Consider the following 26,053-nt stretch of genomic DNA (forward strand, 5'->3'; position numbering starts at 1 on the left):
GGCACGCTCGGCGTCCTTGGCTGTGCGCGGGCCGATGGCCGCGAGCAGCGTCTCGTCCGGGATCTCGGGGAACTGCTCGCGAACCTGCTCGGCCACCGATCCGCTGGTGATGAGGATCGCGTTGATCCGGCCGTTCTCGACGTCGCGGCGGATGCGCTCCGTCACCGGGACACCGACCGTGCGATAGGCGACGACGCCGTGCACGTCGTGCCCCGCGTCGGACAGGAGGAGGCTGAGGACGGGCTTGGCGATCTCGCTGCGCAGGGCCAGGATGCGACGCGGCTCGTGCTCCAGGGCGATGAGCTGCTGCGCCATGCCCTGCGCGGAGTTGTCCTGCTCCGGGACCAGGGCGACCTCGTAGCCCACGGCCTGCAGCGCCGCGGCCGTCGTCTCGCCCACCGCGGCGATCTTCGTGGTCTTGGGCACGACCGCGCGGTGCGCGAACAGGACGTCCACCGTGGTCGCGCTCGTGACGGTCAGCCAGTCGAACTCCCCGGCTGCGAGCTGCTCCAGCGCACGATCGAGGGTCGCCTGGTCGGTCGTCGGAGCGAAGTTGATGAGGGGGGCGACGACGGGAACGGCGCCGAGGGCCCGGAGGCTCGCGGCGACGCTGTCACCCCATGGGCCGCCACGGGGCACGAGGATGCGCCAGCCGTCCAGCGGTCGGTCCTGCTTGCTTTCAGAAGTGGTCATGACAATTCGGAGTGCTCTTGAGGGACGAGGTCAGCCGCCCCTTGATCGAGCAGCCGACGGGCAACAGCGAGCCCGAACTCACGCGCTGCGTGCATCGGGTCTGCACCATCGGCAGCATCCGCACCATTGCCACTGCCGTTCCGATGAATATACTCCCCGTTCAGGGCTTCCGTGACGTCCAGCCCGATCCGGCGACCGCCGTCCGGGGCGTAGACCACCGTCCTGACGCGGATCTCGGAGCCCTGGACGATCGCGTGCGCCGCCATGGGGGCTTGACAACCGGCATCCAGTCCCTCCAGGATGGCGCGCTCGACCGTGATCGCCAGCCGCGTCTCCCGATGGTCCAGCGCCGACAGCGCCGCGCGCAGCTCCTCCGGCGCATCCGCCCGCGTCTCGACCGCGAGCGACCCCTGGCCGGGCGCCGTCGGCCACTCCGCCAGGCCGAGCTCCTCGCGGTGCAACGGGGAGTCCGTGCCGAGCCGCGAGAGTCCGGCGGCGGCGAGGATCACGGCGTCCAGCTCGCCGGACGCCACCCGCGCGAGGCGGGAGTCGACGTTGCCGCGGATGTCCACGACGTGGGCACGGGGCGCCCGACGGTGGACCTGCGCGATGCGTCGCGGGGAGCCGGTGCCGACGGCGCTCCCTTCGGGCAGCTCGTGCAGGGGGATGCCGTGGCGGGTGAGCACGACATCACGGGCGTCTTCCCGTCGGGGCGTCGCCGCGATGACGAGCGACTCCGGCACCGCGGTCGGAAGGTCCTTCAGCGAGTGCACGAGGAAGTCGCACTCGCCGGCGAGGAGGGCCTCACGGAGCCGGGTGGCGAAGATGCCGAGGCCGCCGATCTCTGACAGCGAGGCGCGGTTGGTGTCGCCTTCGCTGGTGATCGGGACGAGCTCGACGCGGCGGCCGGTGACCTTCTCCAGCGCGGCGGCGACGTGACCGGACTGCGCCTGCGCGAGCGCGCTGCGACGGGTGCCGAGACGGATGGGGATGCTCATGGCGCTTACTGCAGCACGTCCGCGATCTCGTCGAAGCGCAGGCGGCGCCCGGTGTAGAAGGGCACCTCCTCCTTCACGAACATGCGGGCGTCGGTGTAGCGGAGGTCGCGCATCATGTCGACGAGATCGGTCAACTCGTCGGCCTCGAGCGGCAGCAGCCACTCGTAGTCACCGAGGGCGAAAGAGGCCACGGTGTTGGCGATGACGCCGGTGAACGCCGCGCCCTTGCGCCCGTGATCGGCGAGCATCGCACGACGATCGCTCTCCGGGGCGAGGTACCACTCCGGCGTGCGGACGAACGGGTAGAGGCAGAGCCAGTCCTTGGGCTCGATGCCGCGGAGGAAGCCGGGGACGTGCGCACGGTTGAACTCCGCATCGCGGTGGACGCCCATGACGTTCCACACTGGAAGGAGCGAGCGCAGCATCTCGGTGCGGCGCAGGCGGCGGAGGGCCTTCTGCAGCTCCTCGGCGGTGGCGCCGTGCAGCCACACCATGAGGTCGGCGTCGGCCTTGAGCCCGGAGACGTCGTAGAAGCCGCGGACGGTGACGCCGGAGTCCTCGACGTGCGAGACGATCGACTCGAGCTCGGTCGCATCGTTCTCGGTGACGGGGGCGTCGGGGTTACGTCGCCAGACGGCCCAGAGGGTGTAACCGGACGGGTTCTCTTCGCGCAGGTCGGACATGATCCCAGTCTGCCCCCTTTGCGGAGGAGCCGCTAATCAGGGGAATACTGCCCGCACGCGAGGGCGGTGCCCGGGTGGATCAGCGGGCGATGGCGCGGGCGATGGCCCACACGATCCCGCCGACAGCGGCGGCGACCCCGACCGTGGCGGCGATCGCCGCGGCGGGGTTGCGGTCCGCGAACGCGCGCGCCTTCACGGCGGCCCGCGCCGACGCCTTCTCGACGCGGCGCGGGATGTTCCCCTTGACCTCGATGGCGGCGAGGGCCGCCTTCAGCTCGGCGCGCGCAGAGGCGACGGGGTCGACGATGCCCGCGGGGACCGCGGTGCGCGGCAGCGACTCAGGGGTGCTCATCGCCGGCCTCCTTCACGATTCGGATGTCTTCGGCCACGGCCTGTGCCGGGTTCTGGCGGCGGAGCACCTTGCGGAACTTCAGGATGCCGAGCAGTGCGAACAGCAGCACGGCGACGATGAGGATGCCGAAGACCGCCAGTGCGGAGAGCCACACCGGCCACCACGACGACAGTCCCGCGATCGCGAAGACGAGGATCACGGGCACGGCCCAGAACAGGAAGAACAGCGCGACGAGGAACCAGACCGAGCCGACTCCCGCGTCCTTCGCCGTGCGCGACACCCATGCCTTGGCCGCGTCGATCTCGGCCTTGACCAGATTCGTGACAAGCTCCGGCAGGTCGCCGAGCAGCGTCAGGAGGCTGTCGTCGGCGCGATCCCGATATCCGCGGGGCATGTCAGTCGTCGGACTTCCGCGGGGCGGGCTTCTTCGCGGCCGGCTTCGAAGCGGCCGGCTTCTGGGCGTCGGCGGCGCGCTCCTTGACCTCCTCGACAGCGTCCTCCGCTGCGTCCGAGATCTCCTCGGCGGCGTCCTTGCCGGAGGCGATGACCGCGTCAAGCTTCTGCCCTGGCGTGCCGTCGCCCGTGACGGACTTCACGATCTTCACGGCGCCGGTCCAGACGGCGCCCGGGACCGCGGCGGCCTTGTCGCCGACGAAACCCTTGACCTTGTCCACGCGCTCCTGCACCGGGTCGGTGTTCCAGACCTTCAGCCACTGCGTCTTGATCTGCTCGTAGCGCTCGCGTCCTGCGCGGGTGCCGAGCACATAGCCGACGCCGAGTCCGACGCCGAGTCCGATCTTCCCCTTCATGGGGTCTCCTCACGTTGTTCCGGCTGTGGTCCATCCCGGGGGACGCCGATCGCCCGCGTCTCCACCGCGATCAGGTACCCAGCGTAACGCCGTATGCCGATTTCGGCATCAATCGATCAGAGGGTTGACACGGAGCGTCCGACCGCACTCGAACGCCACGCGTGCTCAGTCCCAGAGGAGGGCGTGGCGCAGGCGCTCCGCTTCCTCCGCCGCATCCGGGACGACCTGCGCGAGCCCGGTGCCCGCGAGCCATGCGCCCACTGCGGCCAGTCCTGGCACGGCCTGCACGGCCTGACGCGCTGCGGCACGCCGCTCCCCCGAGCCGATGATCGACGCGGGCTGCGCCTGCACGAAGCGCCCACGATGACCCGCCACGACTTGATCGGCGGTCAGGGGGACCCCCAGGAGCGCCGACGCCTCCCGTCGGGCGAGGTCGATCGCGGCGTCGTCGTCCAGCGCCGCGGTGGCCGCCGGTTCCCCCTGGGCGCCGAACGAGACGCGCACGACCTCGCGGTCGCCGGCAGCCTCGCGCACCCACGACCACTTCGCCGTGGAGTGCGTGAGCGCCTTCGCCGTGTGGCTGTGCGGCACGGTGAGCACGCCGGTGCCCCGCGGTGGGGTGCGCAGCGCGGGCGCATCCAGCAGCAGGCTGATGATCTCGATCTCGGGAGCGGGCGCGGCGTCGGCCGCTGCGAGAGCGGGCACGACGCCCGCGAGCAGTTCCCGCGCCGTGTGCTCGGAGGTCGCGACGATCACTGCGTCGGCCACGAGTTCCGCCTCCTGGGTCGTCTCCTCCCCCTCGACCTGCTCCTCCGCGGCAGGCTCCTCGACCACCACACGCCACGTGGTGCCATCAGTGGTGAGGCGACGGGCAGGGACGCGGGTGCGCACGGTCGCGCCGAGCTCCTCGAGGTCGGCCGCCAGGGCGTCGACGAGCACGCTCATGCCGCCGACGAGGCCCTCCACGGCCGCGCCCGGGGTCTTCGCGCCGCGCGACACGCCCTCACCGCGGAGGGCCAGCACGGCCCCGGAGAGGGAGCCGACGCGCGTCAGGGCGGCGTTGAGTCCGGGGGCGGCGACATCGATGTCCACGTCGTCCGGGGATGCCGAGTAGACGCCCGTCGTGACGGGGGCGACGAGACGGTCGCGGACCTTCTCCCCCATGCGCGAGGCGACGAGGCGACCGAGGCTGAGCTGATGCCCGATCGTGAGCGGCGGGCGCACCCGGTCGAGATAGGCCCGCCAGGCGCCGGACCAGCCGATGATGCGGCGGACGTCGTCCTGGAACGGGTTGCCGGGGATACCGAGGATGCCCCCGGCGGGAAGCGGAGCCGCGCCGCCGCCGGGGAGTCCGGCGAGCCACGCCCCTCCCGCCTGCGGCGTCACGACGCGGTCGGAGAGGCCGAGGTCGTCCACGAGGGCGCGGACGTGCCCGCCCTTCGTCGCGTAGCTCTCCGCCCCGGCGTCGACGACGACCCCGTCCAGGGCGACCCGGCGGATCACGCCGCCCAGGGCCTCTGACCCCTCGAGCAGCGTCACCCGCATGCCGACCTTCGCGCATTCGCGGGCGGCCACCAGTCCGCCGACGCCGCCACCCACCACGACGACGTGCTTCCGTGCGGCACGGGCGGCCAGGTCGGCGGGTGCGGGGCGCTCAGGGCTCATGCCTCCATCCTTTCACCGCCCCTGTGCTTCGAATCGCCCGATTGGCCGGATAATCGCCGCGGATGCAGCCAGGTGAGCGATTCGAACGGAGGTCAGGCCCGACCGCGCTTGCGGACCTCGCGGAGGACGATCTGCTCGGGGCAGACGGTGGAGAGGAAGTCGCCCACGGAGAGGGCCAGGCGCTCGCCGACGAGCGAGTAGAGGATGCGGTTGGCGTCGCGGCGCTCGGAGACGAGGCCCGCCTGCCGCAGCACGCTCAGGTGCCGGGAGATGGTCGGCCCGCTCGCGGAGAACCGCGACGCGATCTCCCCGGCTGCGAGCTCCCCCTCCTTGAGGTCCTGCAGGATCTGCCTCCGGGTGGGGTGGGCGAGCGCCGCGAAGATGTCGGATGCGCTGTCGGCCATGCTTGCAATATAGCACCTTCGCTAGATACAGTTTCGCCAGATAGCTAATTAGCGAAGGGAAGCACCATGAAGGTCGCCATCACCGGAGGCAGTGGATTCGTCGGCCGCGCCCTCGCCGACCGCCTGGAGGAGCCCGTGGTGATCTCCCGACGCTCCGGCACGGACATCACGGACGTCGATGCGCTGACCGCGGCCTTCGCCGGATGCGACGCCGTGGCCCACTGCGCCGGGATCAACCGGGAGATCGGCGACCAGACCTTCCGCCGCGTGCACGTGGAGGGGACGGCCGCCGTCGTCGAAGCCGCCCGCCGCGCCGGTGTCCGACGCCTCGTCATGGTGAGCTTCCTCCGTGCCCGTCCCGACTGCGGCTCCGGCTACCACGAGTCGAAGTGGGAGGCCGAAGAGATCGTCCGCGGATCCGGGCTGCCGCACACGATCCTGAAATCCGGGATGACCTACGGCCCCGGCGATCACATGGTCGATCACGTGACCCGCGCCGTCCGCACCCTCCCCTTCTTCTGGACGGTCGGGTATCGCGAACGCACCGCCCGCCCTGTCCCGGTGGAGGATGCCGCGGACGTGCTGGTGGCCGCGCTCGAGGGGCGGATCCCGGAACCGACGGTCGCAGTGATGGGCGCGGACGAGGTGACGCTCGGGGAGGCCATCCGCCGGATCGCCCGCGTCGCCGGACGCCGTCCCGCCTTCCTCCCGGTGCCGACCCGGGTCGTGCGGGTGCTCGCGCAGCTCACGGAGTGGACCATGGTGGTTCCCCTGGTCGCGAAAGCACAGGCGCGGATGCTGGCGGAGGGCGTCAGCGAGCCGGCACCGTGGGCACCGGAGCCACCGGAGGGCATCCGCCCCTCGCGGCCGTTCGACGACGACAGCATCCGCGCGGCACTGCCCACCGGGCGCTTCGGTCTGTCTGACCTGCGGCTGGCGCGGGCGCTTCGAATCGCGTGAATGGCTGCATCTGGGCCGCAGATGCAGCAAAGCAGGCGATTCGAACGGAGGTCAGCCGGCGTGCACGAGCTCGACGATGCGCGTGAGCTGATCGGGGTCGGTCTCCGGTGGCACGCCGTGGCCGAGGTTGAGGATGTGCCCGCGGGCCGCGCGACCGCGCTCGAGCACGTCGCGCACATGCGCTTCGAGCACCGGCCACGGCGCGCCGAGGAATGCGGGGTCGATGTTCCCCTGCACCGAGACGTCGGGGCCGAGGATCGCGGCGGCCTCATCGAGGGGCAGCCGCCAGTCGACCCCCACTCCGTCCGCGATGCCGTCGAGGCGCATGTCGCCGAGGAAGGGGCCGGTGCCGACGCCGAAGTGGATCGTCGGGACGCCGATGCCGTCCAGAGCCGTGCGGGAGTGCGGCGCCACGAAGGTGCGGTAGTCGGCGGGGCTGAGGGAGCCCGCCCAGCTGTCGAAGAGCTGCACGACCGCGGCGCCGGCATCGCGCTGCGTCTCCAGGAACCGCCGCGAGATCTGCGCCAGCCAGCCCGCGAGACGGTGCCAGGCCTCGGGCTCCGCGTGCATCATGCCGCGGGCGCGCAGGTGCTCCTTCGACGGACCGCCCTCGACGAGGTACGCGGCGAGGGTGAAGGGCGCTCCCGCGAAGCCGATGACCGGGGTGTCGCCGAGCTCCGCGACGACGATGCCGACGGCCTCCGCGATGGCGCTGCCGTCCAGGCTCTCCGGGTCGATGGCCGTGATGCGGTCGACGTCCGCGACCGTCCGCACCGGGTTCGCGAAGACAGGGCCGCGACCGGGCTCGATCTCGACCTCCACGCCGGCGAGACGCAGCGGGATGACGATGTCGCTGAAGAAGACGGCTGCGTCCACGCCGTGCCGCCGCACCGGCTGCAGAGTGATCTCGGCGGCGAGGTCAGGGGTGAGGCAGGCGTCGAGCATCCTCGTGCCGACCCGCAGCTCCCGGTACTCGGGCAGGGATCGGCCGGCCTGGCGCATGAACCAGACCGGAGCGGTGGCGGGGCGGTCGCCGGTGAGGGCGCGCAGCAGCGGGGCGTCGGAGAGTGCCATGCCTCCATCCTCCCATCCGGTGTATAGGGAGCAGCCGAGTCCCGGCTTCGGATGCTCGGGTACAATCGAAGGGTGCTGCTGTGTGTGACGGCGAGTCACAAGACCGCCTCCTTCGAACTGCTCGAACGCCTGAGCCGCACCCCCGACGACGTCGCTCCCACCATCGTGGGCATGGCGCCGTGCGTGCAGGGTGCCGTGGTCCTGGCGACGTGCAACCGCTTCGAGGCGTACGTGGAGATGGACGAGCCGGTGACCGCGGCCGGCGCCATCGGCGTGGAAGCCGTGATCGAGGCCGTCGAGTCCGCGACAGGCATCCCGGCCGCCGATCTGGACGGCGCCTATGCCGTGCACTCCGGCCGCCGCGTCGCCGAGCACCTGTTCTCCGTCGCCTCGGGCCTCGAGTCCGTCGTCTCCGGTGAGGGTGAGATCGCCGGCCAGGTCCGTCGGGCGCTGAAGTCCGCCCGGAAGGACGGCACCACGTCTCCGGAGCTCGAGCGGCTGTTCCAGCGCGCGAGCCAGGCCCAGCGCAAGGTCAAGAACGTCACCGCCCTCGGCCGCGCCGGGCGCTCGCTCGTGCGCCTCGCGCTGGAGCTCGCCGACAGCCGCATCGCCGATTGGTCCGCCGAACGCGTGCTGCTGGTCGGCACGGGCGCCTACGCGGCGGTCACCCTCGCGACCCTGCGCGAGCGCGGCGCCGTCGACATCTCCGTCTACTCCCCCTCCGGCCGCGCGGAGATCTTCGCGACGAAGCACGACATCCGCCCGGTGCCGGCCGAGGAGTATGCCCGCACGGCAGCGCACTCCACGCTGCTGATCACCTGCACCACCGCGACCGAGCCCGTGCTGGGCCCGGAGCATCTGCAGCTGCCGGTCGGCCTCGCCGCTGCGGGCTGCCCCGTCGTCGCGACCAGCGGTACGACCGGGGTCCCGAGCCGGCTGGTGGTCGACCTCGGCATGCCGCGGAACGTCGACCCGGCCGTGGCTGCGCTGGAGGGCGTCGCGCTGCTCGACCTGGAGACCATCCGCCTGCACGCTCCGCTGGAGGAGCTGCAGGCGACGGACGCCGCCCGGAGCGTCGTCCGCGAGGCCGCGGAGACCTTCCACGTGGTCGGTGCGCGCCAGAGCGTGACCCCGTCGGTCGTGGCCTTCCGCTCGCACATCTTCGAGCTGCTGGAGCGCGAGATCGACCGCGCCCGTGCCCGTGGCGACGAAGACGGCAAGGTCGAGCAGGCCCTGCGGCACCTCTCGGGCGTGCTGCTGCACACGCCGACCGTGCGGGCTCATGAGCTCGCCGCCGCCGGTCGCGCGGACGAGTTCGCCGCCGCACTGTCGACGCTGTACGGGATCGCCCCTGCCGCGGACGCCGTCGAGGACGCCGCCACAGCCTGACCCGGCGGGGTGGGAGACTGGAGGCATGGCCCTTCACATCACCGGAGACACCGCCGCCGACGCCCTGCTGACCGAGAACCCGACGGCTCTGCTGATCGGCATGCTGCTGGACCAGCAGATCCCCATGGAGACCGCGTTCACCGGACCGCTCAAGATCGAGCAGCGGACGGGAGCCGCGGATGCTGCGGCGATCGCGGGCATGGCACCCGAGGAGTTCCTGGAGGCCTTCCGCCAGACCCCCGCGGTGCACCGGTTCCCCGGCTCCATGGCGACGCGGGTGCAGACGCTGTGCCAGGCGCTCGTCGACGACTGGGACGGGGACGCCGCCGCCCTCTGGACGCGCCCTTCGGCAGGCTCAGGGACCCAGCCGAGCGGCGCCGAGGTGCTCAGACGGCTCAAGGACCTTCCCGGCTTCGGCGAGCAGAAGGCGAAGATCTTCCTCGCCCTCCTCGGCAAGCAGTATGGATTCACCGGCGAAGGGTGGCGCGAGGCCTCGGCGCCCTACGGCGAGGACGGCTCGTACCGGAGCGTCGCCGACATCGTGTCGCCGGAGTCGCTGACGAAGGTGCGCGAGTACAAGAAGGCGATGAAGGCCGCGGCGAAGGCGGCGAAGTAGTGCAGCCAACCGGGGACGACGTCGCGGGCCTGATCGCCCGCTCCTCCCCGGCCGTGCGTCGCCGTGATGCGGAGACGCTGACCGCTCTCCTGCAGGACATCACCGGGCGCGAGCCGCAGACGTGGGGGGCGATCATCGGGTTCGGCTCCTGCCACTACCGCTATCCCACCGGGACGGAGGGCGACAGCGGCATTCTGAGCTTCGCCCCCCGGAAGGCCGCGACCACGATCTACCTCCTCGACGGGGTGGACGCCCACGCGGAGGCTCTCGGCGCGCTCGGCCCGCACACGACAGGGGTGGGCTGCCTCTACCTCAAGGACCTCGACGAGGTCGACCTCGACGTGCTGCGCGGGATCCTCGAGCGTTCGCGCGCCTGGGTCGAGTCCGGCGGCGACGCGCGTATGCAGCTGACCGTCACGTCGTAGCCGAGACCCCGGGTTCCCGCCGAAACCCCGGGGGGCGGACGTTGGGAGCCCGGGGTCTCGGCGGGAAGGCGGGGCCTCAGGTGGTGGCCACCCCCTCGTCAACCTGCACGCGCCGTGCGTCCGCCGCGTGACGCCGCCACCGCCGGTCGTGCGTCACCGTGACGACGGCGGCAGGATGGTCGACGAGGGCGTGCTCGAGCTGCTCCACGAGCTCAGGATCGAGATGGTTCGTCGGCTCATCGAGCAGCAGCAGATCGAACGGTGTCGCCAAGGCGACCGCGAGATCCAGCCGCCGGCGCTGCCCGACGGAGAGGGTCCGCACGTCGCGGTCCGCCTCCGGCCCGCGGAAGAGTCCATGAGCCAGGAGAGCGTCGTGCGCCTCCGCCGGCGGCGTCCCGGTCCGGGCCGCGAAGACCGCGACGGCGGTACCCCGCAGGCGCGTGTCGACCTCCTGCCGGAGGAACGCGATCCGCAGCCCGTCGGCGCGGAGGAGCGCCCCGGATGCGGGGCGGAGCTCGCCGACGAGGAGTCGGAGGAGCGTCGTCTTCCCGGCCCCGTTCGGCCCCGTCACGAGCCACCGCGAACCGGCCCCGATCGTCCAGTGCGACACGTCGAGCCGTCGTCCCGGCTCGCGGAGGGACACGGCATCGAGGGTCAGGAGCGGGTCGTCGAGCGGCGCCCGGTCCTCTGCCGCGACCACGAACCGCAGCGGCTCGGGCGGCGCCGGGCACGGGTTCTCCCGCAGCCGCGACAACCTCTCCTTCGCCATGCGGATGCGCCCGACGGCACCGTGGTCGCGGCTCCGCGCCCGGAACGCGCCGTGACCGAAACCGTCGAGCTCGAGCTTCCGCGGGATCGCCTCCAGCCGGAACGCGTTGGCCGCGAGCAGGGACTCGGCGCGGGAGAGCTCGGCCTTCCACTCCTCGTGGCGCGCGACTGCAGCCCGGCGTTCGGCCTCGCGCGCCCGCAGGAACCCGGCGTAACCATCGCCGTAGCGACGGATCCGACCGTCCTCCACCTGCACGACGGCCGTCGCGAAACGGTCCAGGAAGTCACGGTCGTGCGTCACGACCACCAGCGCTCCCCGATGCGCCGCGAGACGGTCCTCGAGCCAGGTCAGCGCCCGGTCGTCGAGGTCGTTCGTGGGCTCGTCGAGGAGCAGGAGCTCGGCTCCGGAAGAGAGGGCGACCGCGAGAGCGAGCCGCGCCCGCTCTCCGCCCGACAGCGCGGCCACCGATCGCCCGCGGTCCAGACCACCCAGCCCGACCTGTTCGAGGGCGGTGTCGATGCGACGGTCGACCTCGTAGCCGCCACGGGACTCGAAACGGTCCTGCAACAGGGCCACGGCAGCCATCTGCGACTCGCGCTCCGAAGGTGTCGCAGCGGCGAGGAGGTCGTAGGCATGGCCGAGTTCGCGCTCCAGCTCGCGGAGGTCGCCGAGGAGATCGTCGACGGCATCGGCCACCGTCGCCCCGTCTGCGAACACCGGGTGCTGCCGGGCATGCGCGACCCCGCCGGGGAGGTCGAGCCGCACTTCCCCCGCCGTCGGCAGGAGAGCACCGGCGAGCAGGTCGAGCAGGGTCGACTTGCCGGCGCCGTTGTCGCCGATGACCGCGAGGCGATCGGCGGGGCCGACGGCGAGATCGATGCGGTCCAGCACGAGACGGTCGGCGAACCGGACGGACGCAGCTCGGATCGCGCACTCGCGATGAGCGCGGGCCGAGGAGTCGGAAGGGGTCGAGAGTACAGGGAACATGAGGGGTCCTCTCCAGCGGCGCACGCGCACCACCGGGATCTGCGTCGATGACGCGGGGAACAGGAACCTCAACCGCGCTCGGAGCCGGGCGCGGTCGCTCAGGACCCACCGCGGAGAAGAGTTCTCGACGCGGCGTCCCGATCTAGCGAATCAGAGTACCCACGAGGAGCGACCATAGCAGGGTCACTCAACGCCCGCCAGACCCCGCTTTCCCGGCGAGACCCCGACGTGTGCCCGCATGCACCCCGGGGTCTCGACGGAAACCCGGGGTCTCGGCGTCAATTGCGGGGGCGGGAGAGGCGGGAGGAGAGGCGGGGGAGGGCGAAGAGGAGGATGATCGCGAGGACGATGCCGCGGACGATCCAGAGGCCGGGCTCCCAGAGCACCTCGTAGTTCCCCGGGAGGCCGAGGAACGCGGCGATGATCGATCCCCACGACGCGCGGCCGCTGCTGTCGGTGTCGATCGAGAGTCCGCCCACGATGCTCAGCACACCGAGGCTCAGCAGCACGATCGGCATGATGAGGGCGCCAGGCTTCGCCTCCCCGCGCGCGATCAAGCGGATCGCCGTCACGAGCGACACGAGCGGGAACACGAAGAAGAACCAGACGAGGGCGCCGAGCAGCAGCCCCACGACGATGAAGACCGGCACCCAGAGGAGCATCCAGGGGCCTTCGTCCGCGATGAAGTAGTCCGGGTCACGCAGGATCGCGACGACGAAGCCCGCCAGGGTCCCGAGCGGCAGCACCGCGAGCACCCACCAGAACACGGCCTTCGGCACGCGCTTGCGCTCCCCCAGCCGCGCCATCACGATCTGGATGATAACCGCGGCGGCGAGCGCGGGGATGCCGAACATCGCGATGATGGGCCCCGCGCCGTCGTTCTCGCGCAGGTCGAGCACCGTGAGGATCATCCACGACACGGCGAGCGCGCCGAGCACGATGGCCGCGACCGGACGCACGGGCGAGGCCTCTCCCCGTGCGCCGGCTCCCCCCGGCGCCGTCACGTCAGGCGCCGCGGAGGCGCTCCGCCAGGTAGGCGTGCAGCTCGTCGATCGGGACGCGCTCCTGCGCCATCGTGTCGCGGTCGCGCACGGTCACGGCACGGTCGTCGAGCGAGTCGAAGTCGACCGTGACGCAGAACGGCGTGCCGATCTCGTCCTGACGGCGGTAGCGACGACCGATCGCACCGGCGTCGTCGAAGTCGACGGCCCACGAACCGCGGAGTGTGTCGGCCACCTCGCGGGCGAGCGGCGACAGGTTCTCGTTGCGCGACAGCGGGAGCACCGCCGCCTTGACCGGAGCCAGGCGCGGGTCGAGCTTGAGCACGGTGCGGGTGTCGGTGCCGCCCTTGGCGTTGGGCACCTGCTCCTCGACGTACGCGTCGACGAGGAAGGCCATCATCGCGCGGGTGAGGCCGAAGGACGGCTCGATCACATACGGCGTGTAGCGCTCGCCCGTGGCCTGGTCGAAGTAGGTCAGGCTCTGGCCGGAAGCCTCGCTGTGGCTGGAGAGGTCGTAGTCGGTGCGGTTGGCGACGCCCATGAGCTCGCCCCACTCCTTGCCCGCGAAGCCGAAGCGGTACTCGACGTCGATGGTGCCGGCCGAGTAGTGCGCGCGGTCGTCTTCCGGCACGTCGAACTGACGCATGTTCTCCGGGTCGATGCCGAGGTCGATGAACCAGTTCCAGCATGCCTCGACCCAGTGGTCGAACCACTGCGGCGCCTCGGCGGGCGGCGTGAAGAACTCGATCTCCATCTGCTCGAACTCGCGGGTGCGGAAGATGAAGTTGCCGGGGGTGATCTCGTTGCGGAACGCCTTGCCGACCTGGCCGATGCCGAACGGCGGCTTCTTGCGGCTGGCGGTGAGCACGTTCGAGAAGTTCACGAAGATGCCCTGCGCGGTCTCGGGGCGCAGATAGTAGAGGCCGGACTCGTCGTCGACGACGCCGAGGTACGTCTTCACCAGGCCGGAGAAGGCCTTCGGCTCGGTGTACTGCCCCTTGGTGCCGCAGTTCGGGCAGGGGATGTCGGCCAGACCGTTCTCGGCCTTGCGACCCTTGCGCGCCTCGAAGTCCTCGATGAGGTTGTCGGCACGGAAGCGCTTGTGGCACTGCAGGCACTCGACGAGCGGGTCGGTGAAGGTCGCGACGTGACCCGAGGCCTCCCACACGCGCTTCGGCAGGATGATGCTGGAGTCGAGGCCGACCATGTCGCCGCGGCCACGCACGAACGTCTGCCACCACTGCCGCCGGATGTTCTCCTTCAGCTCGGTGCCGAGGGGTCCGTAGTCCCAGGCCGACCGGGAACCGCCGTAGATCTCACCCGCCTGGAACACGAAACCGCGGTGGCGGGCGAGGGCGATGACCTTGTCGAGGCGGGACTGTTCGGCCACGGTGGCTCCAATGGTCGGATGCGGAGAATGCCCGTGAGCACGGGCACCCCCATTCTATCCGGGGCCGGAGCGCAACCCCTGGCCGCGGGACCCGCGGGAGGAGTACCGTCCCACGCATGAGCACCACCGCGCAGCCACCCGCCTCCCGCGACGAGGACACCCGCTTCTTCGGACAGCCGTGGTCGCTCGTGCACATCTTCGGCGTGGAGATGTGGGAGCGCTTCAGCTTCTACGGCATGCAGGGCATCCTGCTCATCTACCTGTACTTCTCGGTAGCCGATGGCGGCCTCGGCCTCCCGGAGGCGGTGGCGGGCGGGATCGTCGGCGCGTACGGCGGCTCGGTGTACCTGTCGACCATCCTCGGGGCCTGGCTCGCCGATCGGCTGTTCGGCTCCGAGCGGGTGCTGTTCGTCAGCGCCATCGTCATCGTCGCCGGCCACCTCGCCCTCGCCCTCCTGCCGGGGTTCGTCGGCGTGGGGGTCGGCCTGGTGCTCGTGGCCCTGGGCTCGGGAGGCCTGAAGGCGAACGCCACCTCGGTCGTGGGGACGCTGTACCGTCCGGACGACGTGCGGCGCGACGCCGGGTTCTCGCTGTTCTACCTCGGCATCAACCTGGGCGCCTTCCTCGGTCCGATCCTCACCGGACTGCTGCAGTCGACCCTCGGCTTCCACTGGGGGTTCGGCCTCGCCGCCCTCGGCATGACCCTGGGCCTCGTGCAGTACTCGTTCGGCCGCCGCGGCCTGCCCGCCTCCGCGCGTGAAGTGCCGAACCCGCTCCCCCGCTCGCGCTACCCGCTGGTCGCCGGCATCGCGGTCGGCGCAGTCGTCGTGATCGCGGTGCTCGTGCTGACCGGGGTCATCCAGGCCGACAACCTCGCCACCATCGTGATCGTGGTCACGGTGGTCGCCGCCGTCGCCTACTTCGCGGTGATCCTCGGCAGCCGCCGCATCGACGCCACCGAACGCTCGCGGGTCTGGGGGTTCCTGCCGCTGTTCCTCACGAGCGTCGCGTTCTGGTCGCTGTACCAGCAGCAGTTCACGGTGCTGACGATCTACTCCGACAAGCGGCTCGACCGCGACCTGTTCGGGTGGGAGATGCCGGTGTCGTGGGTGCAGTCGATCAACCCGGTGTTCATCATCATCCTGTCCGGGGTCTTCGCGGCCATCTGGACGAAGCTGGGGACGCATCAGCCGTCGACCCCCGTCAAGTTCGGGCTGGCCGCCATCATCATGGGCTCCGCGTTTCTGCTGTTTCTGCCGTTCTCCGGCGGCGGTGCGAATTCGACGCCGCTGCTCGCGATCGTCGGCATCCTCTTCGTGTTCACCGTCGCCGAGCTGCTGCTCTCGCCCGTCGGGCTGTCGGTGACGACGAAGCTCGCCCCCGCCGTCTTCCACACGCAGATGGTCGCGCTGTTCTTCCTGTCGATCGCCCTCGGCACCGCCATCTCGGGCGAGCTCGTGAAGTTCTACGATCCGGAGAACGAGGTGCCGTACTTCTCGATCCTCGGCGGCATCGCGATCCTCGTCGGCATCGGACTGCTGCTGAGCGTGAAGCCGGTGCTGCGGCTCATGCGGGGCGTGCGCTGACGGCCCCGGCGATCACGCGGTGAAGAGGTAGCCGCGGCCGGTCTCGAAGCCCGCGATGTGGAGGCCGCTGCCGAGCAGGCCCTCCATCTGCGCGCGCAGCCGCAGCCGCCACTCGTGCGCGGCCGCGGGGTCGGACTCCCGCAGGCCCTCGATGTCGTCCGGGATCTCCAGCGTCTCCACGACGGCGTCCTCCGCCGGGGGCTTGGCGATGTCCGCGAGCGCCCACTCGACGTCGAGGCGGTCGCTCTCGTCGCCCGCGTCGCCGCCGCCGAAGATGCCGTACCGGTTCACCGAGTAGCCCGTGGCGCGCGCGCCGAGGACGGTGAGGAAGAAGTGCGCGTTCCGGGCGACCAGCGGGTCGAAGGTCCAGGTGATGCGGCCGACGTCGCGGGAGAACGCCCATTGCCGCTGGTGCTCCTTGAGCTCACGGCCCCAGCCGCGCCCCCGGTACTCGGGCAGCAGAGCCGTGATATGCGAGTGCATGGCACGGCGGGCCGGTTCGCCGAAGAAGGCGATCGAGGCGCCGACCATGCGCTCCTCGTCGCCCTCGCCGTCGAAGAAGCCGACGACGTAGTTGCCCGACTGCTGCAGGGCACGGAGGGTCCCGGCGTCCACCACGCGCTGCGGGCCCCGGATGGAGTCGAGCAGGCTCTGGGCGTCGAGGATGAGTTCAACGGTGTCGAGATCGCGGATGGTTCGCACGATCCCAGTCTGCCCCTCCTCCGCCCGTTCGCGGAAACCGACTCCGGCTCACCGGTACGGGAAGGCCTCGCCCCCGCCCGCGGCGAGCGCCTCCGCGACGATGCGCAGGTGGTCCTCGGCCATCTCCGCCGGCAGCGGCGGCAGGATCCCGTCCCAGAACGCGAGCACCGCACCGCGTCCCTGCATCATCCCGGCCGGACGGCCCAGCGCCCACATGTGCATGTGCGCGGAGCCGTCGTTCCAGCGCCCGAAGTGGCAGCGGGCGACGCCGGGGATGCTCTTCACCGCCTCCGACACGCGCTGCATCAGCGGTCCGAGGGCGGCGAGCACGTCGTGCGGCGCGTTCTCCAGGAGCCAGTGCTCGCGCGGCGCGACCCCGCCGATGAAGGGCAGTCCGCCGACGTCCCACCCGGCACGCACCTGCCAGAGGTCGTCGTGCCAGATGGTGTGCACGCTCGGACCGCAGTGGCCGCACGCGGCCGGGTCGTGCTCGCCGGCGCGGGGCTTCTCCGGCACGAGCATCGGCTCGAGCGGCCGCATCGTGACACTCTCGAACGCCCAGGGCAGCCCCTCCGCGAGCGCCGAGGCGTCGAGCACCTCGCCGATCGGGAGCCGGCGGTGGTATGCGGTGTCGGCGGGGTGCTGCGCGGGCGCGGTGTCGTCGGTCATCCGGCCATGCAACCACATCGGCCCCTCCCCTCCGGGAACGCCGATAGCCTGAGCCGGTGGGTGCGAACGACGACAGAGCCAGGAAACGCCTCTCCCGTACCCCTCCGCGGTGGGCGATCATCGCGGTGCTGGCGTTCGCGGGCCTGTGCTCCTCGTTCATGTTCACCCTCGTCGTGCCGCTGCAGGCCGAGCTGCCGCAGCTGCTGAACTCCTCCCGCGAGGACACCACCTGGGTGGTCACGATCACCCTGCTCGTGGCCGCCGTCGCGACCCCGATCTCCGGCCGTCTGGGCGACATGTACGGCAAGCGCCGCGTCGTCATCGTGCTCCTCGCGATCCTCATCCTGGGGTCGGTCATCGCCGCGCTCTCCGGATCCATCGTCGGCGTCATCATCGGCCGCGCCCTCCAGGGGGCCGTGACCGGCGTCGTCCCCCTCGGCATCGCGATCATGCGCGACGTGCTGCCGCCCGAACGCCTCGGCACCGCGGTGGCCCTGATGAGCGCCACCATGGGCGTCGGCGGGGCGATCGGCATGCCCGTCGCCGCGCTGCTCGCCGAGAACGCCGACTGGCACATGCTGTTCTGGCTCGCCGCCGCCCTCGGAGTCCTCGGGCTGCTCCTGGTGCTCGCCGTGGTGCCGGAGGACGTGCTCCGCTCCCCCGGACGCCTCGACGTGCTCGGGGCCATCGGACTCGCGATCGGCCTCACGGGCCTGCTGCTGTTCGTCTCCCGCGGCGCCGAGTGGGGCTGGACGGCACCGCTCACCCTCGTCTGCGTGATCGGCGGCGTCGCCATGCTGCTGCTGTGGGGCTGGTACCAGCTGCGCACGGACGATCCGCTGCTCGACCTCCGGGTCGCGGCCCGGCCCGCCGTCCTCTTCACCAACATCGCCGCCATCGGCATGGGCTTCGCCCTGTTCGCCTCGAACGTCACGTTCCCGCAGATGCTGGAGATGCCGGCGGTGAGCGGCGCCGGCTTCGGGCTCGACATGGTGGCCGCCTCCCTCGTGATCATGCCGGCGGGTCTGGTCATGATGGTGATCTCCCCGCTGTCCGGGTGGCTGGAGCGCACCGTGGGGCCGCGTCCGCTCTTCACCGTCGGGGCCGGCGCGATCGTCCTTGCCTACGTCTTCGTGCTGCTGTGGTCGACCGAGGTATGGCACATCTTCGTCGCCAACATCTTCATCGGCGTCGGCATCGGGTTCACCTTCGCCGCGATGCCCATGATCATCATGCGCTCCGTGCCCGCGAACGAGACCGGGGCGTCGAACGGCCTCAACGCGCTGTTCCGCTCCGTGGGCACCTCGACGGCCTCGGCCGTGATGGGCGGCGTGCTCGCGGCGATGAGCGTCGACGTCGGCGGGGTGGCCGTGCCGACGAGGACCGCGTTCGAGGTGTGCTTCTGGCTCGCGATCGCCGCCGGCATCGTGGCCGTGGTCCTGTCCCTGTTCATCCCGCGGCGGCGCGCCGAGGAGCAGCACCCGTCACTCCCAGGCTGACTCGCGCCGGTCCGGGATCCGCGCGGGTCCGGGATTCACGCGAGGTCGAAAATCGCGCGAGGTCGCAAGGATTCCCGTAAGACGTGCGACGTGCGGCGGATCTGCGACGTGCGGCGGAGGGTCAGCGGGAGATCGTGCGCGGGTCCGGGTCGTCGGCGTGCGGCGGCCGCAGCCGGGCGGGCAGCGGCCACGGCAGAGTGAACCGTGCGGTCGCGGGTCGGGTCATGTCCCCGAAGTCGTCGACCTTCACGACGATGCGCCCCGGCGCGCCCTCTTCGTCCGGCGTCACCTCGAGGATGCGCACCCGCAGCGGGCGGTCGTCCTCTCCCTCGAGCATCCACGGATCAGCGAGCCAGGCGATGCCGTGCTCCTCCAGTGCGGCCTCCGCGTCGAGCCACTCGCCCGGGCCGGAGACCCGGCGCCCGAGGACATCGACGGCGATCCACTCCTCGCCCTCCGGATGGATCCAGCCGAGCAGCTCGCCGTCGTCGCGGCGATGCGGGGTCCAGGCAGAGGGCATGTCCCGATGCTAGCCCGTGCGTCGCGCGATCAGGCGAGCACGCCACCTCAGGCTCTCGCACGACATCAGGCAAGCACGCGACATCAGGCTGGCTGCACCCCTGAGCGCCTGATGCCACGCGGATGCCTGCGTTCACACGCGGGACCCAGCGGACGCGGAGACAGGAGAACGCGCGACTCCAGGCAACCGCGGGAGTTCAGGCTCGTTGCTCCCCCGGACGCCTGATGCCGCGCGGATGCCTGCGTTCGCGCGGGGTCAGGGGGTCAGTGCGTGTATTCCATGAGCTCGACGCCGAGCACGCGGAAGGCGTCGTGCGCGCGGAGACGGTGGCTGATCGACAGGTCGTCGAAGCACACGATCATCGAGTAGGCGACACCGGCCCGCGGCCCCGCGAGCACCCCCGCCTCGGCGCGCACTCCCCGGTCGCGGCCGGTCTTGTTCACGAACAGCAGGCCGTGCGCGTCGTGCTCGTGTGCGAAGGGGTCGAGTCCGGTCGAGGCGGCCACGAGGCTGAGGTCCTGGTTGAGGCTGAGCCACTCCGAGACCTGCGCGCTGACGGCGGCATCCACGACCTGGGAGTTCACGAGCGCGGAGAACAGTCCGGCCAGCTCGCGTGCCGACCCCACGGCGACCTGCGGGGCGTCGTCCGGACCACGGCGGTCGCGGAACCGGTCGAGCAGGGCGGTGCGACGCAGCCCCAGCCCCTCGATGCGCTCCCGCACCCGGTCGTGCCCCACCTTCTCCAGCAGGATGTTCACGGCGATCGGGTCGCCGGCCGTCGCGGCGAGCACGGCGAGGTCTTCCAGCGGCAGCGCCGGGGCCCGCAGGTGCCGCCACAGCCCGGAGCTCTCCACGGCCTCGACGCTCGTGCGCTCCACGATCTCGAGAGGGTCGAGGGCACCGGACTCGAACGCCGCGGCCACCTCGATGAGCAGCGGGACCACCCCGAGGCCGGCGACGGGCATAGTCACGTGGTCGTCTCCCGCCAGCACGTGCACATGGGAGTCGAGGTCGACCACGTGCACCGACACCTGCGCCCCGGAGTTCGCGAGGCCTTCGAGGGCCTTCAGCGTCGACGTGAATGACCGCCGGCCGACGGCCACGCGGCGGGGCAGCCGACGGGCTCCCGGCCGCTGCGAACGGCGACCGCTGGACGACTCGGGCGCGCTCCCGGACGCTCCGGGAGCCGAGGGGTTCCGGAACGCGTCACCAGGGTCGGTCGCACCCACGCGTGGTCCTTCAGGAGGGGGAGGGATACTGCACATCCGGGAAGGGGCGCCCGGCGGCAGGGCTATCGTAACCCCACCGCCGGAGCGTGCCTCACAGAGTCCGGAGGTTCGTCACCAGATGGTCACCCGGGACGACTCCGGCAGCCAGAGGGCATCCTTCTCGGTGACGCCGAAGGCGTCGTAGAACGCATCGATGTTGCGGACGATCTGGTTGCACCGGAACTCGTTGGGCGAGTGCGGGTCGATCGTCAGCAGGCGCAGCGTCTCGGCCTCGCGGCTCTTCTGCTGCCAGACCTGCGCCCAGGACAGGAGCAGCCGCTGCACACCGGTGTAGCCGTCGATGACCGGCCCTTCGACGGGCTCCGGCACCGACGGATCGGCCCGCAGCGACAGCTCGTACGCCTTCAGCGCGATCCCGAGGCCGCCGAGATCGCCGATGTTCTCACCGATGGTGAGGGCGCCGTTCACGTGATGCTCGGCGTCCAGTCCCTCCGGCACGAGGGCGTCGTACTGCGCGATGAGCGCCTTCGTGCGCTCCTCGAAGGCCGCGCGATCCGCGTCGGTCCACCAGTCCTGCAGGCGCCCCTCGCCGTCGTATCGGCTGCCCTGATCGTCGAAACCGTGGCCGATCTCATGCCCGATCACCGCGCCGATCCCGCCGTAGTTCGCGGCCGCGTCCCGTCCGGCGTCGAAGAACGGGTACTGGAGGATGGCCGCGGGGAAGACGATCTCGTTCATCGAGGGGTTGTAGTAGGCGTTGACCATCTGCGGCGGCATGTGCCACTCGGTGCGGTCGATCGGCTTCCCGACCTTGTCGATGTTGCGGTCGTGCTCGAAGATCGCCGCGCGGCGCACGTTGCCGAGGAGATCGGTCCGGTCGATCACGAGGGCCGAGTAGTCACGCCACACCTCGGGGTGCCCGATCTTCGGGGTGAACGCGTCCAGCTTCGCCAGCGCCCGCTGCCGGGTCTCCGCGGTCATCCACTCCAGGGTCTCGATGCTCTGCCGATAGGCCTCGACGAGGTTCGCGACGAGCTCGTCCATGGCCGCCTTCGCCGTCGGCGGGTAGTGCCGCTCGACGTAGACCTTGCCGATCGCCTCGCCCAGGGCCCCTTCGGTGACGGAGACGCCGCGCTTCCAGCGCTCGCGGATCGTGGGGACGCCGGTGAGCTGGGTGCCGTAGAACGAGAAGTTCTCCTGCACGAGCTCGTCGGTGAGGTAGGGCGCCGCCGCGTGCACGACCTTCGCACGCAGCCAGGCCTTCCAGTCGTCCAGCCGCTCGGGAGTGAGCAGAGCGCCCAGCCCCTCGAAGAAGCTCGGCTGCGCGACGACGACCTCGTCGAACGCCTGCGGGTTCGTCGGCGTCACGGCTTCGCGCCACGGACTGAGGTCGACGCCGGCGAGCTCCTGCAGCTCGTCCCACGTCTTGAGGTTGTAGGTCGCCACCGCGTCACGGCTGCGCACGTTGTCCCAGTGGTGTCCGGCGAGCTCGGTCTCCAGCGCGATGGAGCGCTCGGCCTGCGCCGCGGCATCGGTCACGCCGGCGAGAGCGAGCAGGCGCTCCAGGTGCTCCCGGTACGCCGCGCGGGTCTCCGCGAAGGTGTCGAGACGGAAGTAGCTCTCGTCCGGCAGCGAGAGCCCGGCCTGCACGAGCACCGGGAGGTAGCGCTCCGGGTTTCCGGGGTCGCCGTCGACGTAGAGGCCGATCACCGCCGCCCGGCCCTCCCGGTCGTAGGCGCCCACGGTGCGCAGGAAGGCCGGGATGCCGTCGATCGCGTCGATCTCGGCGAACGTCTCGGCCAGCGGGGTCACGCCGGCCGCGGCGATGCGGTCGGTGTCCATGAAGCTCGCGAAGAGGTCGCCGATCTTGCGGGCGAGGGTGCCCTCCTCCGCCTCCTGCGACTCCTCGACGATCGCGCGGACGTCCTTCTCGGCCTGCTCGGCCAGCAGATGGAAGGAGCCCCAGCGCGCCTTGTCCCCCGGGATCTCGGTGCGAGCGATCCAGGCGCCGTTCACATGGCGGTACAGGTCGTCCTGCGGGCGGATGTCGGGGCTGAGGTCGTCGAGCGCGAGGCCCGCGGGAAGCACGTCGGTCATGCGCTCCAGCCTATGGCCGGGGTCCCCCACGGTGTCCAGACCAGGTCACTCCGCGGGTCCAGGCACCCCCACCGGGAGGGACACGTTCATGCGGAAGCCCGCGTCGGTGCGCTCCGCGAAGACGTCGCCGCCGTGCGCTCGTGCGAGCCCGCGCGCGATCGACAGCCCGAGGCCGGCCCCGGAGGCGACGCCGTCGTCGCCACCGGCCGCGGGCCGGGCCGGATCCTCACGCCAGCCGACGTCGAACATCCGATCCAGATCCTCCACCGCCACGCCCGCCCCCTGGTCCAGCACGCCGAGCACGAGGCGATCCCGGTCGACCATAGACGCGGACAGCACGACCTCCGTGCCCGCAGGCGCATGCCGGACGGCGTTCGTGAGCAGGTTCACCACGATCCGCCCGAGCTGATGCGGATCGGCCCACAGCACCGGACCGGCGATCCCCCGCTCCACGATCCGGACATCACGCGTCGCCGCGGCCGCCGCGACATCGGCGACCGCATCGGACACGACATCACGGAGAATCACCTGCTCCGTCTGCAGCTGCACAGCGCCGGAGGTGAGGCGAGAGAGCTCGAAGAGGTCGTCCACCATCCGACTCATCGTCTCGACCTGCCCCCGCACCTGGCCGGCGAAACGCTCCGGGGCGGCCGCCGTGCCGTCCTCCACCGCTTCGGCGAGCACGCGGAGAGCGGTGAGCGGCGTGCGCAGGTCGTGCGAGATCCAGGCGAAGAAGCGCCGACGGGCGGAGTCCAGCCGCACCAGCTCGGCCCTCGCCGCGTCCACCTCGGCCGAGACCACCGCGAGCTGTGTCGAGAGGCCGGCGAGCTCCCGAGAGGCCGCTGCGTCTGCCACCGCGTCGTCCGTCCGACCGATCCTGCCCAGCGACACCGAGAACCCCTCGACCCAGGCGCGCACCGTGCGCGCCATGCACCATGCCATGCCCAGACCGAGGACGAGCGACACAGCGATCACGGTGAGGAGGATGGTCAGGTCGTGGGCGGAGAGGTACATCTCGAGTCCGATGGCCACCACGGACCCTGCCATCGCGATGGTGCCCGCGCTGGCGACGACCATCAGCTGGGTGCGGAGCCCGCGACGCCGGAGAGCTCGCAGGAGCAGCACCGCGACGACGGCGACGATGATCGCCACCGCCAGGCTCGTGAGGACGATCTGCAGGATCACCCCACCGGAGATCATCGTCATCAGCCGATCCCTCTCGACAGGAAGCGATAGCCGACGCCCCACTCGGTGAGCAGATGGCGAGGGTCCTGCGGGTCCTCCTCGATCTTCTCCCGCAGACGCCGCACGTGCACGGTGACCGTCGAACGCTCGCCGACGGTCCACCCCCACACCTCGCGAAGGATCTCCTCGCGACCCAGCGCGCGGCCGTCGTTGCGGACGAGGAAGAGGAGCAGGTCGTACTCCCTGCCCGTCAACACCATCTCCTCTCCGCGCACCCAGGCGCGGCGCCGCAGCAGGTCGATCACGAACGCGCCCCTCCGGAGCTCCCCGGACGACGTCTGCGCGACCTGGGACCGACGGACCAGTGCCGCGACGCGCATCGACAGCTCCCTCATCGAGAACGGCTTGGCGAGATAGTCGTCGACACCGAACGCGAAGCCGTCGATGCGATCCTCCACCTCCCCCAGGGCAGTGAGCACCATGATGGGCACGTCGGAGACGGCGCGCAGCTCGCGGCAGAGCTCGTCGCCGCTGAGGCCGGGCAGCATCCGGTCGACGATCACCACATCCGGGACGGCCTCCCGCAGCGCAGTCCGTGCGGAGACGCCGTCCCCGAAGCTCGACACCGCATAGCCGTGGGCCTGAAGGTACGCCCCCACGGCCTCGCGCACCGTGGGATCGTCCTCCACGACGGCGACTCTGATGACCCCTTCCATGCCGTCGAGGGTAACCCCCACGCGACAACGCACCGACGGATCCTTACGGTTCCGAAAGGTCTTCCCCACGGCCCGCTTCCGCTTCCTAGCGTGCTGTGCAGCACCTCCGCCGCGGCATCCGCCACGACGGCGTTCCATCGAACAGGAGACCATCATGCGCAAGACCCTTCTCGCCACCACCGCCGCCCTCGGGCTCGCCCTGACGCTCGCAGCCTGCAGCCCGCAGGACGCGGCCGACACGTCGGCCCCTTCCTCCTCGGCCTCGCAGAGCACCGCAGAGAGCGACGCCACCACCGCGGACACGACCGCGAAGAGCGGGGAGTTCGCGGGCCTGAACGGCAAGAAGGTCGCCGGCATGGTCTCCGTCTCCGACACGGAGGTGATGCTGTCGGAGTTCTCCTCGGACGAGGGCCCCGATCTGCACGTCTACCTGACGGACGGCACGGACGAGGCGGCGATCGCCTCCGGCATGCTCGTCGACGCGGTCTCGTACGACACCGCGACGCAGACCTTCACCCTGGACGGCGTCGACGCGGAGGACTACTCCCACGTCGTCATCTACTGCGACAAGGCGAAGGCCGTGTTCGGGGCAGCCGAGCTGTCATGACCGCGCCACGATCCACTCGTCTTCTGATCGGCTCGCTGCTGGGAGCGGCCGCTCGGGTGGCGATCGGGGTGCTGTGGCTCATCGAGGGGACGCTGAAGTATCGGGCGGGATTCGGGGCGGCCGACATCGAACTCGTGGCGCAGAGCGCGCAGGGGAACACGAGGGTGCCGGACTTCTTCGACCCGCTCGGGGCGGCGATGGCCTCGGCACCGGCGTTCTTCGGGGTCGCGATCCCGGCACTGGAGGTCGGATTGGGCGTCCTCCTCGTGTCGGGGCTGCTCACCCGAACGGCCGCGTTCGTCTCGGTCGGGACCCTGGCGCTCTACTGGAGCGCGGACCAGCTGATCGCGCAGTACCCCGTGATGGCGGTGCTGTCCGCGATGGTGCTGGCGATCGTCGCCGCCGGGCGGCTCGGGGTGGACGGCTGGGTGCGGGCGCGGCGGGCGCGTCCGGTGGAGGGACCGGAGGCCTGAGTCATCCCCGGCGTCGACGACCGAAACGTCGGCGCCGGGATGGCGTCTCGGACGGGGCGGGCCGCGTCGCCCGGCGCTGCGCCCACGCGACGACCTCGGCGTCGACGTCGCGCAACGGCGTCACGACCGGGGGTCCGCCCTGGAGCTGGCGTCGGGCCTCGCGCACACGCCGATTGAAGTCCTCGAGCACCTCGCGCACATCGGACTCGCGACCGAGGAGGTAGAGCTGTCCGTCGAGCTCGCGGTCCTCCGTGCGCAGGAGGATGGCGGGAGGACCGAGCCCGGTCAGGCCCTCGGTCTCGATCTTGCGACGGATCCACCAGTCCGGGTCGTGGTGGTCGCCGAGCCCTTCGAGCGGCTTGCCTGCTCCCGGAAGGTCATCGAAGTCGCCACGGCGGATGGCGACCTGGATGGCGGATTCCACGAAGGCGGCGCGGTCCACCGCGGCAGCGGCACCGGGAGGTGCGGCGGTGTCCGCGTCGTCGGCGACATCATCGCCCTGCTGCTGTCGGGCCCGATAGCGCGCGGCCGCCTCCCGGGGATCCGTCATGATGC

28 protein-coding genes are annotated in these 26,053 nt (G+C 71.2%); 8 read left to right on the plus strand and 20 right to left on the minus strand.

Annotated features, from left to right (window positions below; genetic code table 11):
- The 8 genes from B2W79_RS01545 to B2W79_RS01580 all read right to left on the minus strand — a co-directional run.
- Positions 1-693, minus strand: a 693-nt coding sequence (locus B2W79_RS01545; protein WP_292786224.1) for a uroporphyrinogen-III synthase, incomplete at its 3' end; no start/stop codon positions are given.
- On the minus strand, positions 690-1,691 hold the full coding sequence (gene hemC, locus B2W79_RS01550) for a hydroxymethylbilane synthase (protein WP_292786227.1): 1,002 nt from the start codon (positions 1,689-1,691) through the stop codon (positions 690-692). The genes hemC and B2W79_RS01545, both read right to left, overlap by 4 nt.
- 5 nt (positions 1,692-1,696) lie before the next feature.
- On the minus strand, positions 1,697-2,374 hold the full coding sequence (gene hemQ / locus B2W79_RS01555) for a hydrogen peroxide-dependent heme synthase (RefSeq protein ID WP_256209451.1): 678 nt from the start codon (positions 2,372-2,374) through the stop codon (positions 1,697-1,699).
- A 79-nt stretch (positions 2,375-2,453) separates the two neighbouring features.
- Positions 2,454-2,726 (minus strand): hypothetical protein, encoded by a 273-nt coding sequence (locus B2W79_RS01560; RefSeq protein WP_071329217.1) that lies wholly within the window; start codon positions 2,724-2,726, stop codon positions 2,454-2,456.
- Positions 2,713-3,120: a phage holin family protein gene (locus B2W79_RS01565; protein WP_071329218.1), complete on the minus strand. Its 408-nt coding sequence runs from the start codon at positions 3,118-3,120 to the stop codon at positions 2,713-2,715. The genes B2W79_RS01560 and B2W79_RS01565 overlap by 14 nt, the downstream gene beginning before the upstream one ends.
- Before the next feature lies 1 nt (position 3,121).
- Entirely contained in the window at positions 3,122-3,535 is a 414-nt protein-coding gene (locus B2W79_RS01570) for a hypothetical protein (protein WP_292786238.1), read from the minus strand.
- A gap of 165 nt (positions 3,536-3,700) precedes the next feature.
- A complete protein-coding gene (locus tag B2W79_RS01575; protein WP_292786241.1) occupies positions 3,701-5,200 on the minus strand; it encodes a protoporphyrinogen/coproporphyrinogen oxidase in 1,500 nt (499 codons plus the stop codon).
- Positions 5,201-5,292: 92 nt separating this feature from the next.
- Complete coding sequence (locus B2W79_RS01580) at positions 5,293-5,604, minus strand: metalloregulator ArsR/SmtB family transcription factor (protein WP_071329221.1); 312 nt, start codon at positions 5,602-5,604, stop codon at positions 5,293-5,295.
- A gap of 66 nt (positions 5,605-5,670) precedes the next feature.
- Between B2W79_RS01580 and B2W79_RS01585 the strand changes: the two genes are divergently transcribed.
- Positions 5,671-6,564 carry an NAD(P)H-binding protein gene (locus B2W79_RS01585; protein WP_292786244.1) on the plus strand — a complete coding sequence of 298 codons (894 nt, stop codon included), beginning with the start codon at positions 5,671-5,673 and terminating at the stop codon, positions 6,562-6,564.
- A gap of 51 nt (positions 6,565-6,615) precedes the next feature.
- On the opposite strand, the gene hemE is transcribed toward B2W79_RS01585, so the two are convergent.
- Positions 6,616-7,638: a uroporphyrinogen decarboxylase gene (gene hemE, locus B2W79_RS01590; RefSeq protein ID WP_085605597.1), complete on the minus strand. Its 1,023-nt coding sequence runs from the start codon at positions 7,636-7,638 to the stop codon at positions 6,616-6,618.
- A 72-nt stretch (positions 7,639-7,710) separates the two neighbouring features.
- On the opposite strand from hemE, the gene B2W79_RS01595 reads away from it, so the two are divergent.
- The 3 genes from B2W79_RS01595 to B2W79_RS01605 are packed head-to-tail and all read left to right on the plus strand — an operon-like array spanning position 7,711 to position 10,068.
- Complete coding sequence (locus B2W79_RS01595) at positions 7,711-9,027, plus strand: glutamyl-tRNA reductase (RefSeq protein WP_071329413.1); 1,317 nt, start codon at positions 7,711-7,713, stop codon at positions 9,025-9,027.
- Positions 9,028-9,052: 25 nt separating this feature from the next.
- A complete protein-coding gene (locus B2W79_RS01600; protein ID WP_071329224.1) occupies positions 9,053-9,643 on the plus strand; it encodes an HhH-GPD-type base excision DNA repair protein in 591 nt (196 codons plus the stop codon).
- The gene (locus B2W79_RS01605) at positions 9,643-10,068 is read left to right on the plus strand and encodes a DUF1801 domain-containing protein (RefSeq protein ID WP_071329225.1); all 426 of its coding nucleotides are present in this window, start codon (positions 9,643-9,645) and stop codon (positions 10,066-10,068) included. Before B2W79_RS01600 ends, B2W79_RS01605 begins: the two co-directional genes overlap by 1 nt.
- Before the next feature lie 76 nt (positions 10,069-10,144).
- Here the strand turns inward: B2W79_RS01605 and B2W79_RS01610 are convergent, their stop codons facing one another.
- From B2W79_RS01610 to B2W79_RS01620, 3 genes are all read right to left on the minus strand, one after another.
- Positions 10,145-11,824 carry an ABC-F family ATP-binding cassette domain-containing protein gene (locus tag B2W79_RS01610; protein ID WP_292786260.1) on the minus strand — a complete coding sequence of 560 codons (1,680 nt, stop codon included), beginning with the start codon at positions 11,822-11,824 and terminating at the stop codon, positions 10,145-10,147.
- A 278-nt stretch (positions 11,825-12,102) separates the two neighbouring features.
- Positions 12,103-12,828, minus strand: coding sequence for a hypothetical protein (locus B2W79_RS01615; RefSeq protein ID WP_292786263.1), 726 nt, complete (start codon positions 12,826-12,828; stop codon positions 12,103-12,105).
- A gap of 1 nt (position 12,829) precedes the next feature.
- Positions 12,830-14,215: a glycine--tRNA ligase gene (locus B2W79_RS01620; protein WP_292786266.1), complete on the minus strand. Its 1,386-nt coding sequence runs from the start codon at positions 14,213-14,215 to the stop codon at positions 12,830-12,832.
- 116 nt (positions 14,216-14,331) lie between these two features.
- Between B2W79_RS01620 and B2W79_RS01625 the strand changes: the two genes are divergently transcribed.
- Positions 14,332-15,801 carry a peptide MFS transporter gene (locus B2W79_RS01625; RefSeq protein ID WP_292786268.1) on the plus strand — a complete coding sequence of 490 codons (1,470 nt, stop codon included), beginning with the start codon at positions 14,332-14,334 and terminating at the stop codon, positions 15,799-15,801.
- Between the two features lie 12 nt (positions 15,802-15,813).
- On the opposite strand, the gene B2W79_RS01630 is transcribed toward B2W79_RS01625, so the two are convergent.
- Both B2W79_RS01630 and B2W79_RS01635 read right to left on the minus strand, forming a co-directional pair.
- A complete protein-coding gene (locus tag B2W79_RS01630) occupies positions 15,814-16,503 on the minus strand; it encodes a GNAT family N-acetyltransferase (protein WP_292786271.1) in 690 nt (229 codons plus the stop codon).
- Positions 16,504-16,551: 48 nt separating this feature from the next.
- The gene (locus tag B2W79_RS01635) at positions 16,552-17,172 is read right to left on the minus strand and encodes a hypothetical protein (RefSeq protein ID WP_292786274.1); all 621 of its coding nucleotides are present in this window, start codon (positions 17,170-17,172) and stop codon (positions 16,552-16,554) included.
- A gap of 56 nt (positions 17,173-17,228) precedes the next feature.
- On the opposite strand from B2W79_RS01635, the gene B2W79_RS01640 reads away from it, so the two are divergent.
- On the plus strand, positions 17,229-18,671 hold the full coding sequence (locus B2W79_RS01640; protein ID WP_292786277.1) for an MFS transporter: 1,443 nt from the start codon (positions 17,229-17,231) through the stop codon (positions 18,669-18,671).
- Positions 18,672-18,792: 121 nt separating this feature from the next.
- On the opposite strand, the gene B2W79_RS01645 is transcribed toward B2W79_RS01640, so the two are convergent.
- From B2W79_RS01645 to B2W79_RS01665, 5 genes are all read right to left on the minus strand, one after another.
- Positions 18,793-19,191 carry a hypothetical protein gene (locus tag B2W79_RS01645; protein WP_071329232.1) on the minus strand — a complete coding sequence of 133 codons (399 nt, stop codon included), beginning with the start codon at positions 19,189-19,191 and terminating at the stop codon, positions 18,793-18,795.
- A gap of 263 nt (positions 19,192-19,454) precedes the next feature.
- Positions 19,455-20,420 (minus strand): serine hydrolase, encoded by a 966-nt coding sequence (locus B2W79_RS01650; RefSeq protein WP_025104889.1) that lies wholly within the window; start codon positions 20,418-20,420, stop codon positions 19,455-19,457.
- 111 nt (positions 20,421-20,531) lie between these two features.
- A complete protein-coding gene (locus tag B2W79_RS01655) occupies positions 20,532-22,517 on the minus strand; it encodes a M13 family metallopeptidase (protein ID WP_292786288.1) in 1,986 nt (661 codons plus the stop codon).
- A 45-nt stretch (positions 22,518-22,562) separates the two neighbouring features.
- Positions 22,563-23,723: a sensor histidine kinase gene (locus B2W79_RS01660; RefSeq protein WP_292786291.1), complete on the minus strand. Its 1,161-nt coding sequence runs from the start codon at positions 23,721-23,723 to the stop codon at positions 22,563-22,565.
- Positions 23,723-24,418 (minus strand): response regulator transcription factor, encoded by a 696-nt coding sequence (locus B2W79_RS01665; protein WP_071329416.1) that lies wholly within the window; start codon positions 24,416-24,418, stop codon positions 23,723-23,725. The genes B2W79_RS01660 and B2W79_RS01665 overlap by 1 nt, the downstream gene beginning before the upstream one ends.
- Positions 24,419-24,572: 154 nt before the next feature.
- Here B2W79_RS01665 and B2W79_RS01670 point away from each other — a divergent pair, with 154 nt between their 5' ends.
- Together B2W79_RS01670 and B2W79_RS01675 are read left to right on the plus strand one after the other, a co-directional pair.
- A complete protein-coding gene (locus B2W79_RS01670) occupies positions 24,573-25,025 on the plus strand; it encodes a DM13 domain-containing protein (RefSeq protein WP_292786295.1) in 453 nt (150 codons plus the stop codon).
- Positions 25,022-25,498, plus strand: a complete 477-nt coding sequence (locus B2W79_RS01675; RefSeq protein ID WP_292786298.1) for a DoxX family membrane protein — start codon at positions 25,022-25,024, stop codon at positions 25,496-25,498. Before B2W79_RS01670 ends, B2W79_RS01675 begins: the two co-directional genes overlap by 4 nt.
- A gap of 1 nt (position 25,499) precedes the next feature.
- Here B2W79_RS01675 and B2W79_RS01680 read toward each other — a convergent pair whose 3' ends face one another.
- Positions 25,500-26,048 carry a DUF1992 domain-containing protein gene (locus tag B2W79_RS01680; protein ID WP_292786301.1) on the minus strand — a complete coding sequence of 183 codons (549 nt, stop codon included), beginning with the start codon at positions 26,046-26,048 and terminating at the stop codon, positions 25,500-25,502.
- Between the last annotated feature and the right edge of the window lie 5 nt (positions 26,049-26,053).

The organism is Microbacterium sp. UBA7513 (assembly GCF_002478345.1).
GTDB lineage: Bacteria > Actinomycetota > Actinomycetes > Actinomycetales > Microbacteriaceae > Microbacterium.

Bases quoted from the DNA above. Each gene is read 5' to 3' on its own strand.
- B2W79_RS01680 (WP_292786301.1), bottom strand. From the start codon at position 26,048: ATGACGGATCCCCGGGAGGCGGCCGCGCGCTATCGGGCCCGACAGCAG.
- B2W79_RS01660 (WP_292786291.1), bottom strand. From the start codon at position 23,723: ATGACGATGATCTCCGGTGGGGTGATCCTGCAGATCGTCCTCACGAGC.
- B2W79_RS01565 (WP_071329218.1), bottom strand. From the start codon at position 3,120: ATGCCCCGCGGATATCGGGATCGCGCCGACGACAGCCTCCTGACGCTG.
- B2W79_RS01600 (WP_071329224.1), top strand. From the start codon at position 9,053: ATGGCCCTTCACATCACCGGAGACACCGCCGCCGACGCCCTGCTGACC.
- B2W79_RS01560 (WP_071329217.1), bottom strand. From the start codon at position 2,726: ATGAGCACCCCTGAGTCGCTGCCGCGCACCGCGGTCCCCGCGGGCATC.
- B2W79_RS01635 (WP_292786274.1), bottom strand. From the start codon at position 17,172: ATGACCGACGACACCGCGCCCGCGCAGCACCCCGCCGACACCGCATAC.
- hemQ (WP_256209451.1), bottom strand. From the start codon at position 2,374: ATGTCCGACCTGCGCGAAGAGAACCCGTCCGGTTACACCCTCTGGGCC.
- B2W79_RS01625 (WP_292786268.1), top strand. From the start codon at position 14,332: ATGAGCACCACCGCGCAGCCACCCGCCTCCCGCGACGAGGACACCCGC.
- B2W79_RS01645 (WP_071329232.1), bottom strand. From the start codon at position 19,191: ATGCCCTCTGCCTGGACCCCGCATCGCCGCGACGACGGCGAGCTGCTC.
- B2W79_RS01675 (WP_292786298.1), top strand. From the start codon at position 25,022: ATGACCGCGCCACGATCCACTCGTCTTCTGATCGGCTCGCTGCTGGGA.
- B2W79_RS01665 (WP_071329416.1), bottom strand. From the start codon at position 24,418: ATGGAAGGGGTCATCAGAGTCGCCGTCGTGGAGGACGATCCCACGGTG.
- B2W79_RS01575 (WP_292786241.1), bottom strand. From the start codon at position 5,200: ATGAGCCCTGAGCGCCCCGCACCCGCCGACCTGGCCGCCCGTGCCGCA.
- B2W79_RS01570 (WP_292786238.1), bottom strand. From the start codon at position 3,535: ATGAAGGGGAAGATCGGACTCGGCGTCGGACTCGGCGTCGGCTATGTG.
- B2W79_RS01655 (WP_292786288.1), bottom strand. From the start codon at position 22,517: ATGACCGACGTGCTTCCCGCGGGCCTCGCGCTCGACGACCTCAGCCCC.
- B2W79_RS01610 (WP_292786260.1), bottom strand. From the start codon at position 11,824: ATGTTCCCTGTACTCTCGACCCCTTCCGACTCCTCGGCCCGCGCTCAT.
- hemC (WP_292786227.1), bottom strand. From the start codon at position 1,691: ATGAGCATCCCCATCCGTCTCGGCACCCGTCGCAGCGCGCTCGCGCAG.
- B2W79_RS01670 (WP_292786295.1), top strand. From the start codon at position 24,573: ATGCGCAAGACCCTTCTCGCCACCACCGCCGCCCTCGGGCTCGCCCTG.
- B2W79_RS01585 (WP_292786244.1), top strand. From the start codon at position 5,671: ATGAAGGTCGCCATCACCGGAGGCAGTGGATTCGTCGGCCGCGCCCTC.
- B2W79_RS01580 (WP_071329221.1), bottom strand. From the start codon at position 5,604: ATGGCCGACAGCGCATCCGACATCTTCGCGGCGCTCGCCCACCCCACC.
- hemE (WP_085605597.1), bottom strand. From the start codon at position 7,638: ATGGCACTCTCCGACGCCCCGCTGCTGCGCGCCCTCACCGGCGACCGC.